Source organism: Ramlibacter sp. AN1015 (assembly GCF_037726105.1).
Lineage (GTDB): Bacteria > Pseudomonadota > Gammaproteobacteria > Burkholderiales > Burkholderiaceae_C > Ramlibacter.
The window spans coordinates 131,892-147,355 of the sequence record NZ_JBBJUM010000003.1 but is presented as its reverse complement, the minus strand read 5'-3'; the positions used below and the strand labels follow the sequence as shown (position 1 = coordinate 147,355).

Sequence of the window (15,464 nt, the reverse complement as noted above, 5' to 3'; positions counted from 1 at the left end):
TCAGTCCGGATTGACGGCGAACGTGAGCTCCGTGCCTTGCACGATGATGCCGCCGCGCTCGCCCGGGGTGAGCGAGCCGTAGCGCGCCGCGAAGGAAGCGGGCAGGCTGCGGCCTTCGCGCGGAGCCAGCCACAGCCGGAACAGGTGGCGCCGGCGCTCCGGTTCCGGCCAGTCCTCGAAGTCGGTGCGCGCGTGCAGGATCTGGTGGTTGTGCAGGAACTGCATGTCGCCGGGGCGGAACTCCATCTTCAGACACAGGGCCGGGTCGTTGGCCAGCGTGTCCAGGAAATCCAGCGCCTCGATTTCCAGGGGCGTCAGGCGCCGAGCAGCGGGGAAGTTCTCCTGTGCGCTGCGGATGTACTGGCCCACGTAGATGGTGGTGAGCTGCCCGTCGAGCCAGTTGAACACGGGGACGTCGAACCACGGATCGGCGCCCACCGGGACCTCGCCGCGGCGATCGGTGGGGAAGGCGTGGAACAGCTGCGCGGCCAGATCGGGCCGGCGCCGCATCATCTCGTTGTACAGCGTGACCGAGCTCACGATGCGGCTCTCGCCGCCCGACTTGGAAGCTTTCAGGCACAGCAGGCCGACGATGTCGCAGGAATCGGTGTGGAACTCGAGCTCGCGGTTGGTCTGGTAGTAGCGCGTGGTCGGCTGGCGGATGTCGGCGCCGGTGTCGCGCACGTGGCCCAGCAGGTGGCCTCTCGCGTTCTGCGATCGGAAGCTCCCGAGCCAGCTGCCCACGCCCAGGTAGGCGATGGCGGCCTGCTCGACGCTGTAGCGGCTGAGGTCCAGGCCGCGCAGCAGCACGAAGCCGCGCCCGTGCAGCAGCTCGCCGAGGATGCGCTTGAGGCGCGGGCCCAGCGTGGGCAGCTCGAAGCTGGCGGGGCTGATCGCGCCGAGGCCGAGGCCGCTCGCCTGCAGGCGGTGCACGGCGGTGTCGATCTCCTCGAGTTCGCGCGCATCGAGCCGCTCGATCCAGTCGCTTCGCTGCTGCAGCTGCGGCCCGATCCAGGCCGCGGGGCCGTCGATGTGCGTGGGCGGGGCGGTCTCGGAGGGCGATTGCAGCACGGCGTTCATGGTGTCTCCTTCAGGTCTGCGGCGGTGTTCGATGGGCCGGACTCTAGGCCGTCCGCGCCATCCAGTCCAACGAGTAATATCGATTCATAAATCGATCGGAGCGATGGATGAACGTCACCCTCAAGCAGCTGCGCGCCTTCGTGGCAGTAGCGCACGCGCAGAGCTTCACCGGCGCCGCCGCCCAGCTGCACGTGACGCAATCGACGCTCACGGCGTCCATCCAGATCCTCGAAGGCGAGATCGGCATGCGCCTGTTCGACCGCTCCACCCGCGCGGTGCAGCTCACGGCGCAGGGGCAGCAGTTCCTGCCGGCGGCGCAGCGCCTGCTGCGCGAGCTGCAGCAGGCGCTGGACGACATGCGTCAGACGGCCGACCTGCAGCGCGGCACCGTGGCAGTGGCGGCGGCGGCCTCGTTCATCGACTACGTGCTGTCCGCGGCCGTGGCGGACATGGCGCACAGCTATCCGGGCATCCGCGTGCGGCTCACCGAGGCCACCACCGACGATGCCTGCGCGATGGTGCTGGACGGCGAGGTGGATTTCGCCGTCACCACGCTGGTGGAGCGGCCCGCGCTGCTCGACGCGGCGCTGGTGCTGACCGACACCTACGGATCCGTGCAGCATGCGGAGCATCCGCTCAGCGCCGAGACCGGGCCCATGCGCTGGAGCCGGCTCGCGCCGCACGTCATGGTGGCATTGCCGAAGGCCAGCGGCATTCGCGCGCTCGTGGACCAGCAGCCGCAGATCGCGGACCGGCTGAAGCAGCCGGCCTACGAAGTCGCCTCGATGTCCTCGCTCTCGCCGCTGCTCGCGCGCGGCTTCGGCTATGCGGTGCTGCCGGCGCTCGCGGCGCAGCCGCTGGTCGAGGACGGCCTGCGCTTCGTGCCGCTGCGCGAGCCGGTGCTGCGGCGCAGCCTGTTCGTGTTCAAGAAGCGCGGCCGCGCACTCACGCCCGCGGCCCAGGCGCTCCTGGAGAAAACCTGCGGTGCGCTGCAGGCGCTGGCAACGGCACGCCACGTCAAGCTGTACCTCGACGAGGCCGCCGTACGCGTGTTCGCGCAACCCGGCCGACCAACTGCGTGACGGCGGCGAAGGGGGGAAGCCGGGTGCGGGGCCGGCGCCGTGCGGTGCGGTGCGGTGCGGTGGGGTGCGGTGCGGTGGGGTGCGGTGCGGTGCGGTGCAGTGCGCGGGCATTTGCGGCAGGCGCGCCGCGCGTCCGTACGGCGGGGCCCGCAGCGCTTGATCGTGGCGCGGCCGGAGCTCGCCGGCGCGCAGCTTTGACGACGGCATCAACGCCGCAGCGCCGCCGCGCCGCCGCGGCTCGGCTTGATTCGGTTCAGAAAGGAGTCGGGCGCGCTCAGGCGAGGCCGCGCAGCAGCACGCCGCAGCCGCCGGCGGTCAGCAGCAGCAGCACCACGCGCTTGCGCGCCGTCGCCGAAATGCGGTGGCGCAGCCGAGAGCCGAAGGCCAGCCCGACCAGGCAGCAGGGCAGGGCGAAGGCCGCGGTGAGCCACAGCTGCTTTTCCAGCAGCAGGCCGGCGGCGGCGAACGCCACCAGCCGCACGATGGCGCTCATGAACACCACCGAGGAGATCGTCGCGCGAAAGCGCTCGGGCTCTTCGATGCGGCGCGCCAGGTACATGGTGTAGATCGGCCCGCCAGTGCCGAAGAGCGCGCTGAAGACGCCGCCCACCGTCCCGGCCGGCACCACCCAGAACCCGTGCAGCCCCGAACCCGGCACGGGCGGCGACAGCAGGCTGCGCAGCGCGATGAAGATCACGAAGATGCCCAGCACGACCAGCAGCCAGCGCGAATCGGCCGAGGCCAGCACGCCGGCCCCGAACGCGATCCCCACCAGCATGAAGGGCAGCAGGCGCCCGAGCTCGCCACGGGCGATGAGCTTGTGATTGCCCACCCCCACGCTGGCGGTGGACACCAGGTCCATCAGCAGGATCAGCGGCACGGCCAGCTGCAGCGGCATGAACTGCACCAGCACCGGCACGGCCACGATGGCCGCACCGAAGCCGGTCATGCCGAACACTGCGTAGGCAGTGGCGACGGCGCCCGCGAGCAGCGCGTACTCGGCGGGGCTCACCGCGCAGTGTCCGTGCCGTAGCGCATCTGCGGGCCTACTTCAGCTCGATCCCGGTCTTCTGGATCAGATCGACGTAGGTCTTGTAGTTCTCGGCGATGTACTTCTCGGTCTCCTGCGGCGACAGGATCTTCGGAATGCCGCCGTAAGTAGCGTTGCCCGCGATCCAGCGCGGATCCGTGGAGGCCTTCTGCAGCACCTCGGCCCAGCGTTTGACGGCTTCGGGCGCCATGTTCGGCGGGCCGTACAGCGCGCTCCAGCCGACCACCGCTTCCATGGGCTGGAAGCCCAGCTCGCGCGCGGTAGGCACGTCGGGGAACTGCTTCAGGCGCTCGGGCGTGGTGGTCACCAGCGCGCGCAGCTTGCCGCCGGCGATCTGGCCGGTCATGGAGCTGAGGTTGTTGCAGGTGAAATCGACATCGCGGCTCACCACGGCGAGCGTGGCGTCGCCGCCGCCCTTGTAGTTCACGGCGACGGCGCCGTCCGGCTTCATGTCGAGGTTCTGCAGCAGCAGCTGGGGCGCGAGGCTGGGCACCGTGGCGGGGCCCGAGGTGCTGTAGTTCAGCTTGCCGGGCCGCGCCTTCAGGTCCTTGGTGAGATCGGCGAAGGTCTTGTAGTTCGACTCGGGGTGGACCACGCAGACCACGGGGTTCAGCTCGAGCAGGCCGATGAAGGTGAAGTCATTCCACTTGTACGAAAGCCCCGGCGGCTTGAGCGCAGGCAGCAGCACGTTGGAGCCGATGCGCGCGAGCAGCAGGGTGTGGCCGTCCGGTGCGGCGTCCTTGACGACCTGCGAGCCGATCGCGCCGTTGGCGCCGGCGCGGTTGACCACCACCACGGGCTGGCCGAGCACGCCGGTAGCGGTGGCTGCCAGGTTGCGCGCGGACTGGTCCGAGTCGCCGCCCGCGCTGAACGGCACGATGATCTGCACCGGGCGGCTGGGGTAGCTCTGCGCGTGCGCCGCGACCGCGGCGGTCGCCACGAGGGCAAGGGCGAGCGGCTTCACGAGGCCGACCCGAGATAGGTGCTTTGTCATTGCAGTGTCTCCTTGGTTGTCATGTCGATCACATCGACGTTGGGGGAATTTCGCGGCTGCACCGGAGCCTTCTTCACGCGCCGCTCGCCGGCGCCCGAGACGGCGCACAGCGCATCGTGCAGCAGGCGCGACAGGTGGGCGCGGGGGTTCTCGCGCGGCACGAGCACGCCCAGGCGGCGGGTGAGCGGCGGCGAGCCGAACGGAATGGTGCGGATGGCGGCGGGGAACTCGTTCTTCACGTCGCGCGCCGGAACGACCGAGCTGCCCAGGCCGTTGGCCACCATGGCGATCACGCCCTCGAGGTTGTCGATCTCCATCACCGAGCGCACCTCGATCTTGCGCCGCACGATCTCCTCGTGGATCAGGTAGCCGACGCGGGCGGCGCGGTTGAAGCGCACGTACGGCGTGGACTGCAGCACCTGCTCGTCGGTGTCTCCCGGCGTGCTGCGGTGGGTGATGACCACGTAGGGTTCGTCGGCGAACGGCAGGAACTCCAGGTCGCTGCGCAGCGCCTCGGGTTCGGTGACGACAGCCACGTCGAGCTGGCGGTGGTGGACCGCCTTCTCCAGTTCGTGGGTGAGCCCGGTGGTCAGGTGGATATCGACCCGATGGCCCTGCTGCTGCATGCGTTTGAGGGCCAGGGGCAGCACGCCCGACACGCAGGTGTGGACCGAGCCGAGCTTGAGCAGGCCGCCCGCGGCATCCTTCTTGAGCGCCGCACTCATGCTCTCCCAGTGCGCGATCAGCTCGCGCGCGCGGTGGGTGAGCGCCAGTCCCGCGTCGGTCAGCACCGGGGGCCGGCGGCTGCGGTCGAAGATCGTGGTGCCCAGCTCCTCCTCCAGCGCGCGCATCTGCATGCTCACGGCCGACAGCGACAGGCCGATGGCGTTGCCGGCTTCGGCGAAGCTGCCGCGGTCGGCGATGGCGATGAGCGTGTAGAGGGTCTTGACGTCCATGGGGTGCGTGGTGCGGGCCGGGAAGCGCCTGCGCTCCCGCGGTCGCTCAGAGCTTCAGCAGCCTGCGGGCGTTGCCGCCCATCACCTTCTCGAGGTTCTCGGGCCGCATCGGCAGGCGCTCGAACCACTCCTTGTATGGCTTGACCGGACAGAACGGGAAGGAGCTCGCATACAGCATGCGGTCGGCCAGGAAGGTGTCGGCGGCCTTCACGTACTCCTCCCAGCCGGGCATGCGCGAGAAGTACATGTCGGGGGACAGCCACATGTTCTGGCGGCGAAAGCCCAGGTGCAGGATTTCGGTGACCCACGGCCAGCCGCCGTGGGCGACCACCACGTCCAGGCGGGGGAAATCCGTCAGCACGCGGTCGGTGCGGATCGGGTCGGAATAGCTCAGGTCCGGCCCGGCGGTGCCGCCCACCATCATGATCACCGGCACGCCCAGGTCTTCGCAGTGCGCGTAGATCGGGTAGAGGCGCCGGTCGTCTGCGTACATGGGAATGGGGTAGGAGCCCGGCTCGATGTTGACCAGCTTGAAGCCGTCCCGCACCGCCTGCGTGATGGTGTCGCAGGCGCGCCGGCGGTCCGTGGGGTCGATCGAGGCCGCGCCGATGAAGCGCTGCGGATGGTCGGCCACGATGCGCTGCACGTCCTCGTTGGGCACGCTGCCCAGCACGCCGGCCAGCCGTCCGACGACCACGCCCCTATCGACGCCGGCCTCGTCCATCTCGCGCAGCAGCAGCTCCATCGATTGCTCCTGCGCCGCTCGCGAAGGCTCGAAGCCCACGGTGCGGGTGAAGCCGTCGCGGCGCTCGCCGGCCGAGTACATCAGCGTGTTCAGGAAGCCGCCCACGGGCGGGCGGATGCGGAAGTCGATGATCATGGAATGCTTCGTGTTCTGGCCGGGGGTGCGCCGCGCGGGCTCACATCACTTCGTTCTTGCGGTCGCTGGTCTCGCCGTAGCGGTGCAACGCCGGCGGCTTCAGGCCCGCGTAGAGCTTCTCGATGCCGGCGTTGATCTGTTCGCCGTGCAGCGCGAAGAGCGAATTGCCTGCGATGTCGCTCTCGACGATGAAGGGGCCGAAGTTCTGCACCTCGAACATCCACATCGCCTGTGCGATGCCGAGCTCGTCCAGCCAGTGCACGGCGCGCACCTTGCGGATGCCGCGCCCGAGCAGCGCGCCGGTGCCGTAGCCCACCGTGGTGAGGTAGACGGCGCCGAGCGGCGCCAGCACCTTCTTGTAGTCCTCGGCGGGCATGCCGCCCTTGCCGATGATGATGCGCGCGCCGGTGCGCTCGATCCACTGCGGCAGCCACTTGGAAAAGCGGAAGCTCGCGGTGGCCGTGACGGCGCCCACCTTGTAGCCGCCCTGGCCGTCCTCGGCCGCGGCCGGCGAGCAGTGGAAGTTGACGTTGCTGATCGACGCCAGGTCGGGCTCGGGCAGGGCCTCGCCCTGCTCCAGCACCTTCTTGTAGACGCCTTCGCGGGCGGTGTAGACCACGCCGTTGAGGTACACGGCCGAGCCGAGTTCCAGCTTGGCGATGTCCTCCTGCCGGGCGGGCAGGTCCAGGTGGACGACCTTCATCTCGTCGTCCTTCTCGAAGTTGGTGCTCTCTACCATTCGACCGTCTCCCTGCGCATGTAGGGCGTGAACCATTGGGGATCCGTGCGGTACTCGATCCGCCCGTCGGGGTGGATGCGGGCCGTGGCACGGCGCGAGGACAGGCAGAAGGTGTGGATGCTGATCGGCATGCCCCCGGTGTGGGTGTAGCCCACCTCGATGTGGCAGTCCACCACCATCGAGGTGCCGACGAAGCCCATGGCGCCCATGCCGATGGAGTTGCCCAGCTTCATCAGCTCCAGCTCCAGCTCGGCGATCTTGGGGTCGGGGTTGCGGTCGCCCACCGTGCGCAGGCAGGCCGCCTGCTTGCCCAGCTGCATGCAGGTGTCCTTGGAGCCGCCCAGACCGATGCCGACGATGGCCGGTTGGCACGCGAGGCCGCGCTTGCCAAAGGCGATGAGGGTGTCCAGCACGAAGCGCTTGATGCCGTCGATGCCGTCGCCCGGGAACAGCATGCGGTAGTCGGTGCCGAACAGGCCGCCCTTGTGCACCGTGGTGACGTCGATCCAGTCGGCGCCCGGCTCGAACGACCACTCGATCTCGGGCGCGTTGATACCGACGTTGTTGTTGTGGTCGGTGCGCCAGAGCGGATGCACGCGGTTGGGCCGCAGCGGGATCGCGGTGGTCGCGTCGGCGGTGGCCTTGCGCAGCGCGTGCTCGACGGCCACGAAGCCCTGCTCGATGGCGGCGTCGTTGCCCACCTTCACGTAGTAGCGCGGCACGCCCGTGTCGGCGCACATGGGGCGGCGGTCTTCATCGGCCGCGTCCCAGTTGTCCTGCATGGCGTGGATGACGAAGCGCGCGAGCTTGCCGGTCTCCACCTTCTGCAGGGACTTGATGCCCTCGCGGTAGTCCTGCGGGATCTCGATGGCCGCGCGCTTCATGATTTCGAGCGCGGCTTCTTCGACTTTCTGGATCGGTATCTTGGTCATGGTGTGTCTCTCTCGGGCGGCGGGCTTCAGGCGGCCAGGGCAACCGGCGGCGCGCCCGCCTCGCCGGTGATCAGGGATTCGCCGGGTCGCACGATGTCGAACTTCACCGGCACCATCTCCAGGCTGATGTCGTCGCCGTCGGCGCCCACGCGGGTGTAGCAGCTCGTGTGCAGATCGCCTGCGTCGGGGAAGTCTTCGCGGTAATGTGCGCCGCGGCTGTTCTCGCGGGCCAGCGCCGAGACGGCGATGACCTTCGACATGATGACCAGGCTTTCGAGGTTGAGCCAGTCGTGCCAGCTCACGTTGTAGCGGCGGTCGCCGTCGGGCAGCCCCATGGCGTACAGCGCCTCGCGGTGGCGCGCGATGCCGGCGAGGCCCCGCTCCATGTCGGCGTGGTTGCGCAGCACGCCCACGTCGTCCCACATGGTCTGCGCGAGCGCGTCGCGCAGCTCGTGGATGGGGCCGCTGCGGCGCGAGAAGGGGAATTCGGCCCGCTCGATGCCCGCCTGGATCACGCGCTGGTCCGGGTCGCGCCAGCGGCCTTCGCGGCCCACGTAGGCGGCCATCGAATCGCCGGCGATGCCGCCGAACACCGTGGAGTTGGCGACGCCGTTGCCGCCGAGGCGGTTGGCGCCGTGCACGCCGCCGCAGTCCTCGCCCGCGGCGAACAGCCCGGGCGAGGCAGTGGAGCAATCGACCTCGAACTCGAGCCCGCCCATCAGGTAGTGCGCGGTGGGGACCACCTCGACCAGGCCGCCGGCGAGGTCGAAGCCGCAGTCCTTGCAGCGGTTCACCATGCCCGGGAAGGACTTGGCGACCTTCTCCGGGCCGAGGTGGCTCATCTGGATGTAGACGCCGCCCATCGGGCCGGTGCGGCCCGCGCGCATCTCGGCGTAGATGCCGCGGCTGACCACGTCGCGCGTGGCGCGCTCGCCCCGCTTGTCGTAGTTGGTCATGAAGCGCTCGCCGTCGCCGTTGAGCAGGTAGCCGCCCGCGCCGCGCAGGCCTTCCTCGAGCACGGTGCCGGTCATGCGGGTGTCCGGTCCGCCGAGCAGGCCGGTGGGGTGGAACTGCACCATCTCCATGTCGCGCAGCTTGAGCCCGTAGCGCAGCGCCATCGCCAGGCCGTCGCAGGTCTTGTCGCCCGAGGGCGTGTGGTAGCGGTACATGGTCGGGCCCGCGCCGGTGGCCAGCAGCACGGCCTTGGCCTGCACGAAGCGGTAGGTGCCGGCGCGCGTGTCGATGAACAGCACGCCGGCGATGCCCGAGCCGTCGGCCGCGGGCACCAGCTCGATGGCGCGGTGCTCCTCCATCTCGTCGACGTTCACCGCCCGCACCTGCTCCATGAGGCGGTTGATGATCTCGATGCCCGTGAGGTCGGCCTTGTGCACCGTGCGGTCGAAGCTCTGGCCGGCAAAGGCCTTCTGGTGGAGCGTGCCGTCGGGGTTGCGGTCGAAGAAGCAGCCGATCTCGTTCTCGAGCTCGCGCACCCGCTCGATCGCACCCTCGACCAGGCGCCACGCCAGGTCCTGGCGCGGCAGCCACTTGCCGCCCTCGATGGTGTCCATGAAGTGGCGCTCGACCGAATCGCCGGCCGAGAGCGCCACGTTGTAGCCGCCCTGCACCATGCGCGTGCAGCCGGATTTGCCCAGCAGGCCCTTGGCCGCCACGGTGACCTGCAGCGCGGGGTTGGCCTTCTTGGCATGCAGCGCCGCGAACAGGCCGGCGCCGCCGGTGCCCAGGATCAGGATGTCCGTTCGGTAGTGCTCGATGTCCATGTCAGATGATTCTCGCGACGAAAACGAAGCCGATGGCCAGCGACAGCGCGCCACCCCAGCCGATCCACGACAGCCGCGCGTCGCGCGTGCTGCTCCAGGGCAGCAGCTCCAGCGCCAGCAGGCGCAGGCCGAAGAACATGTGCAGCGACAGCAGCAGCACGAGGCCCCATTCGCCGACCTTCACCACGGCGAGGTCGGAAAACTTCAGGAAGCCGTCCAGGCGCTGCCCGTCTTCCTCGAGCGCCAGGCCCAGCACGTAGAAGTGCACCGGCAGGAAGATGGCCAGGGCGAGGCCGGAGAGGCGGTGGCCCAGGAAAGCCCAGTAGCCGCGGTGGTTGCGGGGCGACTTCATGCGGCGAGCCCTCCCACGGCGACCACGGCGCGCAGCCCCATGGCCAGCAGCACCAGGCCGAGCGCCAGCGCCAGCGCGGTGGCGGCCGGCCGGCCGATGCGGCCCCACTCGATCAGGATGTTGCGCACGCCGATGGGCACGTGCACCGCCACGGCGATCACGAACAGCCCGTAGAACGCGATCCAGCCCCAGTTGCCCTGGGTGCGCGCCAGGATCTCGCCGGTGGTCAGGCCGCCGCGCACGGCGTAGACGATCACCGCGAGGTGGATCAGCACGAAGGGCGCCATGACCATCGCCGAGAGGCGTTGCAGCGCGAAAAGCCGTTGCTCCATCTCAGCCTCGCTTGAAGAAGCTCAGGAGCGCCTGCTTCTTCAGGCCCGCGATGCTGCCGGTGGGGCTCAGGTCCACCGGGCAGTGCGTCATGCAGCTGCCCTGCGTGTGGCACGAGTTGCAGCCGCTGCCGGAGGTGGCTGCCTTGAGCACGCCCTTGGGGTCGGCGTGGCGCTCGTCGTTGTAGAGGGTCCAGGCGCGGTTGAGGGCGGCCGGGCCGAGGTATTCCTTGTCCCAGCTCACCACGTCGCAGGCGGCATAGCAGACGCCGCAGTTGATGCATTCGATGGCGGCGTCGGCCAGCTTGCGCTTCTTGCTTTCGGGCGAGACGTTGGCGGGCGGGTCCTCGCGGGTCGCGGTGCCGACGAAGGTGTTGCCCGCCTTCTTCCACTTCTGGAAGAACTCGCTCATGTCCACCACCAGGTCCTTGATGCGGGGCATGTTGCGCAGCGGCTCGATGACGATCACGCCGTCTTCCTCGACGCGGCTCACGTGCGTGCGGCAGGTCCAGCGCGGCTTGCCGTTGACGGTCATGGCGCAGGAGCCGCACACGCCGACGCGGCAGGCGAAGCGGTAGGACAGCGTGGGCTCCAGGCGCCGCTGCACCTCGGTGACCACGTCGAGCACGGTCTGGTTGTCGCGCCAGGGGATCGAGTAGGTGCTGTACTCGCCCTCGGCCGTGCCGCGGGCGATGCGCACGGTGAGCATGCGCTGAGCCTGCTCGGCGACAGGGCTGTCTTGCATGTAGGTTTCTCCGGAAGTTCGGGTTCAGTGCACGGCGGCGGCCTGCGAGAAGGCGGGCGCCGGGCGGCCGTCGATGGCGACGTTGAGGCAGGCCGGCTTGCCGCTCTCCAGCGCAGCGCGCAAGGCGCCGTCGAGCGCCTGCGGCTCCTGCACCGCGGCGCCGAAGCCGCCGAGTGCCTGGGCCGCCTCGTCATAGCGGGCGGTGGGGCTGAGGCTGCAGCCGATCAGGCGGTCGGGGCCGTAGCTGCGCATCTGGATCACGTGTTCGGCGTTCCAGCGCAGGTCGTTGCCGATCACGCCCAGGAAGGCGGCGTTCTCGCGCACGGCGGTGTCGTATTCGGTGAAGTGGAAGCCGGCGGTGCCGTCGCCCATGAGCAGCACCACCGTGGCGTCGGGTTGTGCGATCTTGGCGGCCAGCGCATAGCAGATGCCGCCGCCGATGGCGCCGGACATGCCGTTGACGATGCGCACCGGCGCCTTGCAGAAGGCCTGCGCCCACTGGCCGAACTCACCTCCGTCGCACACCAGGATGGGGTTGGGCGCGGTGTCCAGCACGCGCTGCACCGCCTCGCACAGCGCCTGCGAGCCGATGGCGCCCTGCGGCGCGGCGGGCGCGTCCTTCAGGCTGCGCACCGCGATGGCACGGGCCACCGCGTTCATCCAGGCGGTGCGGTCGCCGCCGGGCTTGGCACTGCGTGCAATGGCATCGACGGTGGGCTGCACGTCGCCCTGGCAGCGGGCCACCAGGCGTTCGCCGAGCAGCCGCCCGGCGCGTTCGAGCATGTCGGCCTGCGGATCGATGGCGACCACGCGGGCGGTCTCGCCGAAGGCCGCCTTGCGGCCGAAGCCGACGGTGAAATCGAGGCGCTTGCCGGCCAGCACGATCAGGTCGGCCTCGGCGATGCGGTCCGACACGCAGCCGAGCGACGGATCGCGCAGGCCGCGCGGGCTTTCCATAGGGACTACCGGCACCTGCAGCGCGCTGGCCAGGGCTTCCCAGCGCGCGCGATGGCGCTGGCGTGCCTGCGAGGGGCCCAGCAGCAGCACGGGACGCTGGGCGGCGGCCAGCAGCGAGGCGATCTGCTGCACCACCTCGGAGGGCGGCTGGGCGGCGGCGGCCTTCTCCGCAGCCGGCGGCAGCGCGTCGAAGCCGCTTTCGTCGTTCAGCAGGTCGAAGGGGAGGGCGAGGTGCACCGGGCCGGGACGGCCGGCCAGCGCGAGAGTCACGGCTTCGTCGATCGAGGGGGCGAGTTCCGCGGCCGACCCCACGCGGCGGGAGAGCTTGGTCAGCGGCCGCGTGATGGCGGCCTGGTCCATCTCCTGGAACGAGCCCATGCCGTCTTCCGACAAGGGCGAATCGCCGGACAGCAGCAGCACGGGGCTTTCGGACTGCAGGGCCGAGAACAGCGGCGCCACGCCGTTGGACAGGCCGGGGCCGGCCGTGAGCATGGCCACGCCCACCTCGCCGGTGACCTGCGACCAGGCGTCGGCCATGAACACGGCCGCGGCCTCGTGGCGCACGTGCACGATGCGGATGCGTGCGTCGATGCACGCGTCGTACAGCGGCATGATCTGGTTGCCCGACAGGCTGAAGATCGTCCTCACACCGCGCCGGGCAAGGGCACGCACCACCAGATCAGCTCCACGCATCGCGTTGTCTCCTCAGGGGCAGGCGCCCCTGTGGCGCCGCCTTCGTTTGCAAAGATGGCGGCAGTCTAGTGATTCAATTCGTCGCGATCAAGCTTTTTTTGGTTGCGATTCTTTGAAGATATTGCCTGCCGGGCTGCGTGGCGCGAATCCCTGGCCGAACCATTGGCGCAGGTGCGTGACGAAGGCCTGCAGCGCCCTGGAGGGGTGGCTCGCGTGGGGGCGCACCGCGTAGAGCGCGTCGCCGAAGGCGCCGGTCGAGCGCCAGCGCGGCAGCACCTCCACCAGTTCTCCGGACTCGAGCGCGGCCTGCGCGGTGAAGTCCGGCAGCAGGGCGATCCCCAGCCCCGCCGCCGCCGCGTCGCGCAGTGCCTCGCTGTTGTTGACCGCGAGCGCTCCACCGATGGCGACGGTGACCGACTCACCGGCGGCGCTTCGTGCCCCCCGGGCGGCAGAGGCCGGCGCGAAGCTCCAGGCCGGGGTGCCTTCGGCGCGCGGGTAGTGCAGGCACGCGTGCGCGCGCAGCTGCTCGGGCGACTGGGGCGCGCCGCGCTCGCGCAGGTAGTGGGGGCTGGCCGCCAGGATGGTGCGGGTTGCGGTCAGGCGCTGCGCGATGTGGGTCTCGGGCGGCGTGCTGGTGTGGCGAACCGCCAGGTCGAACCCCTCGACCGCCAGCGACGCCAGCCGGTCGGACATGTTCAGTTCGAGCCGCACCTCGGGAAATGCCTGCAGGAACTGCGGCAGCCGCGCGACGAGCTGCTGCCGCGCGAAAGCCACCGGGGCGGTGACGCGCAGCAGTCCGCGCGGGGCCGCCGCCAGATCGCGCACGCCCGCGAACGCGTGGCCGATCTGCTCGAACGACTCGCGCGTCTGTTCCACCAGGCGCTCGCCGGCTTCGGTGAGGCGCACGCTGCGCGTGGTGCGCTGCACCAGCGCGACCCCGGCGGCACGCTCGAGCTGCGCGATGTGCTGGCTCATCGCCGCCTTGCTGACCCCCAGGCGAGCGGCCGCCGCGGTGAAGCTCTTGTGCTCGTGCAGCACCGTGAGCCAGTGCAGGTGGTCCCACATCGGGGCGTTTTCTATTTTGGTTTTCACGCCCGCATTGTTTGCGCATGTGAACAAAGAGTTCAACTGCGGCGGCTAGGCGGGCGCCGGCCATGTGCCTAGACTCGAGGCTTCCGGCAGGCCTGTGTGTCCTGCGTCCGTCCCCGTTTTTTCTGCGAGATCCACCATGGTCCAAGCTTTCACCGATTCCAGCGAAGTCGCCCATTTCGTCGCCGGGGCGCCGCTGCGCGGCAGCAGCACGCGCACCCAGGCCGTCTACAACCCGGCTACCGGCGAGCAGGCGCGCCAGGTGCGCCTGGCCACGCGTGAAGATGTGGACGCGGCGGTGGCCAGCGCCGTGCAGGCGTTTCCCAAGTGGGCCGATACGCCGCCGATCCGGCGCGCCCGCATCATGCTGAAGTTCCTGGAGCTGATGAACCAGCACAAGGACGAACTGGCCGCGATCATCACCGCCGAGCACGGCAAGGTCTTCAGCGATGCCCAGGGCGAGGTGATGCGCGGCATCGACATCGTCGAGTTCGCCTGCGGTATCCCGCAGCTGCTCAAGGGCGACTACACCGACCAGGTCTCCACCGGCATCGACAACTGGACGATGCGCCAGCCGCTGGGCGTGGTGGCGGGCATCACCCCCTTCAACTTCCCCTGCATGGTGCCGTGCTGGATGTTCCCGGTGGCCATCGCCGCGGGCAACTGCTTCATCCTCAAGCCCAGCGAGCGCGATCCGTCGGCGTCGTTGTTCATGGCGCGGCTGCTGCAGCAGGCCGGCCTGCCCGACGGCGTGTTCAACGTGGTGCAGGGCGACAAGCTCGCGGTGGACACCCTGCTCGAGCACCCCGACGTGCGCGCCATCAGCTTCGTCGGCTCCACGCCGATCGCCAACTACATCTACGAGACCGGCGCGCGACACGGCAAGCGCGTGCAGGCCCTGGGCGGCGCCAAGAACCACATGGTGGTCCTGCCGGACGCCGACATCGACCAGGCCGTCGATGCGCTGGTGGGCGCGGGCTACGGCTCGGCGGGCGAGCGCTGCATGGCCATTTCGGTGGCGGTGCTGGTGGGCGACGCCGCCGACCGGATCGTGCCGAAGCTGGCCGAGCGGGCTCGCCAGCTGGTGGTGAAGAACGGCATGAACCCCGACGCCGAGATGGGCCCCGTCATCACGCGCCAGGCCCTGGAGCGCATCGAGGGCTACATCGCCCTGGGCGTGGAAGAGGGTGCCGAGCTGGTGGTGGACGGCCGCAACTTCAAGGTGTCCGGCCACGAAGGCGGCTTCTTCACCGGCGGCACGCTGTTCGACAAGGTGACGCCGCAGATGCGCATCTACAAGGAAGAGATTTTCGGGCCGGTACTCGCCTGCGTGCGCGTGCCCGACTTCGCCGCCGCCATCGAACTGGTCAACGCGCACGAGTTCGGCAATGGCGTGGCCTGCTTCACCCGTGACGGCAACGTGGCGCGCGAGTTCTCGCGCCGCGTGCAGGTGGGCATGGTCGGCATCAACGTGCCGATTCCGGTGCCCATGGCCTGGCACGGCTTCGGCGGCTGGAAGAAGAGCCTGTTCGGCGACATGCATGCCTACGGCGAAGAGGGCGTGCGCTTCTACACCAAGCAGAAGTCGATCATGCAGCGCTGGCCCGAGAGCATCGGCAAGGGCGCCGAGTTCGCGATGCCGACGGCGAAGTAAGTTCGCGGGCGCCGGCGCACCCGGCGCTCGCGCAGCCCGACGCGACGTTGTTCGGCGTGCGTCACGGGCTTCGGGCATGCAAGCGCCCGGTGACGATGCACGCGGGCGGCGACATCGGGCCGTGTAAAGTGCCGTGTCCATTCGGCGCGGCAT

15 protein-coding genes are annotated in these 15,464 nt (G+C 69.7%); 2 read left to right on the top strand and 13 right to left on the bottom strand.

The genetic code is table 11. The annotated features are described in order from the left end of the window. Entirely contained in the window at positions 1-1,080 is a 1,080-nt protein-coding gene (locus WG922_RS05950) for a TauD/TfdA family dioxygenase (protein ID WP_340281360.1), read from the bottom strand. A 107-nt stretch (positions 1,081-1,187) separates the two neighbouring features. On the opposite strand from WG922_RS05950, the gene WG922_RS05945 reads away from it, so the two are divergent. Next, on the top strand, positions 1,188-2,162 hold the full coding sequence (locus WG922_RS05945; RefSeq protein WP_340281358.1) for a LysR family transcriptional regulator: 975 nt from the start codon (positions 1,188-1,190) through the stop codon (positions 2,160-2,162). A gap of 274 nt (positions 2,163-2,436) precedes the next feature. Here WG922_RS05945 and WG922_RS05940 read toward each other — a convergent pair whose 3' ends face one another. From WG922_RS05940 to WG922_RS05885, 12 genes are all read right to left on the bottom strand, one after another. Further along, positions 2,437-3,174, bottom strand: a complete 738-nt coding sequence (locus WG922_RS05940; RefSeq protein WP_340281357.1) for a sulfite exporter TauE/SafE family protein — start codon at positions 3,172-3,174, stop codon at positions 2,437-2,439. Positions 3,175-3,208: 34 nt separating this feature from the next. Beyond that, entirely contained in the window at positions 3,209-4,207 is a 999-nt protein-coding gene (locus WG922_RS05935) for a Bug family tripartite tricarboxylate transporter substrate binding protein (protein ID WP_340281355.1), read from the bottom strand. After that, positions 4,204-5,163, bottom strand: coding sequence for a LysR family transcriptional regulator (locus WG922_RS05930; RefSeq protein ID WP_340281353.1), 960 nt, complete (start codon positions 5,161-5,163; stop codon positions 4,204-4,206). The genes WG922_RS05935 and WG922_RS05930 overlap by 4 nt, the downstream gene beginning before the upstream one ends. A gap of 46 nt (positions 5,164-5,209) precedes the next feature. Beyond that, the gene (locus WG922_RS05925; protein WP_340281351.1) at positions 5,210-6,043 is read right to left on the bottom strand and encodes an amidohydrolase family protein; all 834 of its coding nucleotides are present in this window, start codon (positions 6,041-6,043) and stop codon (positions 5,210-5,212) included. 40 nt (positions 6,044-6,083) lie between these two features. Next, complete coding sequence (locus WG922_RS05920; RefSeq protein ID WP_340281350.1) at positions 6,084-6,782, bottom strand: fumarate hydratase C-terminal domain-containing protein; 699 nt, start codon at positions 6,780-6,782, stop codon at positions 6,084-6,086. Beyond that, entirely contained in the window at positions 6,776-7,714 is a 939-nt protein-coding gene (locus WG922_RS05915; protein WP_340281349.1) for a fumarate hydratase, read from the bottom strand. The genes WG922_RS05920 and WG922_RS05915 overlap by 7 nt, the downstream gene beginning before the upstream one ends. Positions 7,715-7,740: 26 nt before the next feature. Next, complete coding sequence (locus tag WG922_RS05910) at positions 7,741-9,492, bottom strand: L-aspartate oxidase (protein WP_340281348.1); 1,752 nt, start codon at positions 9,490-9,492, stop codon at positions 7,741-7,743. Between the two features lies 1 nt (position 9,493). Continuing rightward, a complete protein-coding gene (locus tag WG922_RS05905; protein ID WP_340281347.1) occupies positions 9,494-9,844 on the bottom strand; it encodes a succinate dehydrogenase in 351 nt (116 codons plus the stop codon). Next, positions 9,841-10,176 carry a succinate dehydrogenase gene (locus WG922_RS05900; protein ID WP_340281345.1) on the bottom strand — a complete coding sequence of 112 codons (336 nt, stop codon included), beginning with the start codon at positions 10,174-10,176 and terminating at the stop codon, positions 9,841-9,843. The genes WG922_RS05905 and WG922_RS05900 overlap by 4 nt, the downstream gene beginning before the upstream one ends. A 1-nt stretch (position 10,177) precedes the next feature. Beyond that, a complete protein-coding gene (locus WG922_RS05895) occupies positions 10,178-10,918 on the bottom strand; it encodes a succinate dehydrogenase/fumarate reductase iron-sulfur subunit (protein WP_340281344.1) in 741 nt (246 codons plus the stop codon). Positions 10,919-10,942: 24 nt separating this feature from the next. Further along, a complete protein-coding gene (locus tag WG922_RS05890) occupies positions 10,943-12,568 on the bottom strand; it encodes a thiamine pyrophosphate-binding protein (RefSeq protein ID WP_340281342.1) in 1,626 nt (541 codons plus the stop codon). Between the two features lie 87 nt (positions 12,569-12,655). Next, the gene (locus WG922_RS05885) at positions 12,656-13,633 is read right to left on the bottom strand and encodes a LysR family transcriptional regulator (protein ID WP_340281809.1); all 978 of its coding nucleotides are present in this window, start codon (positions 13,631-13,633) and stop codon (positions 12,656-12,658) included. Positions 13,634-13,796: 163 nt separating this feature from the next. Here WG922_RS05885 and WG922_RS05880 point away from each other — a divergent pair, with 163 nt between their 5' ends. Then, a complete protein-coding gene (locus tag WG922_RS05880; protein ID WP_340281341.1) occupies positions 13,797-15,311 on the top strand; it encodes a CoA-acylating methylmalonate-semialdehyde dehydrogenase in 1,515 nt (504 codons plus the stop codon). The last annotated feature ends 153 nt before the right edge of the window (positions 15,312-15,464 follow it).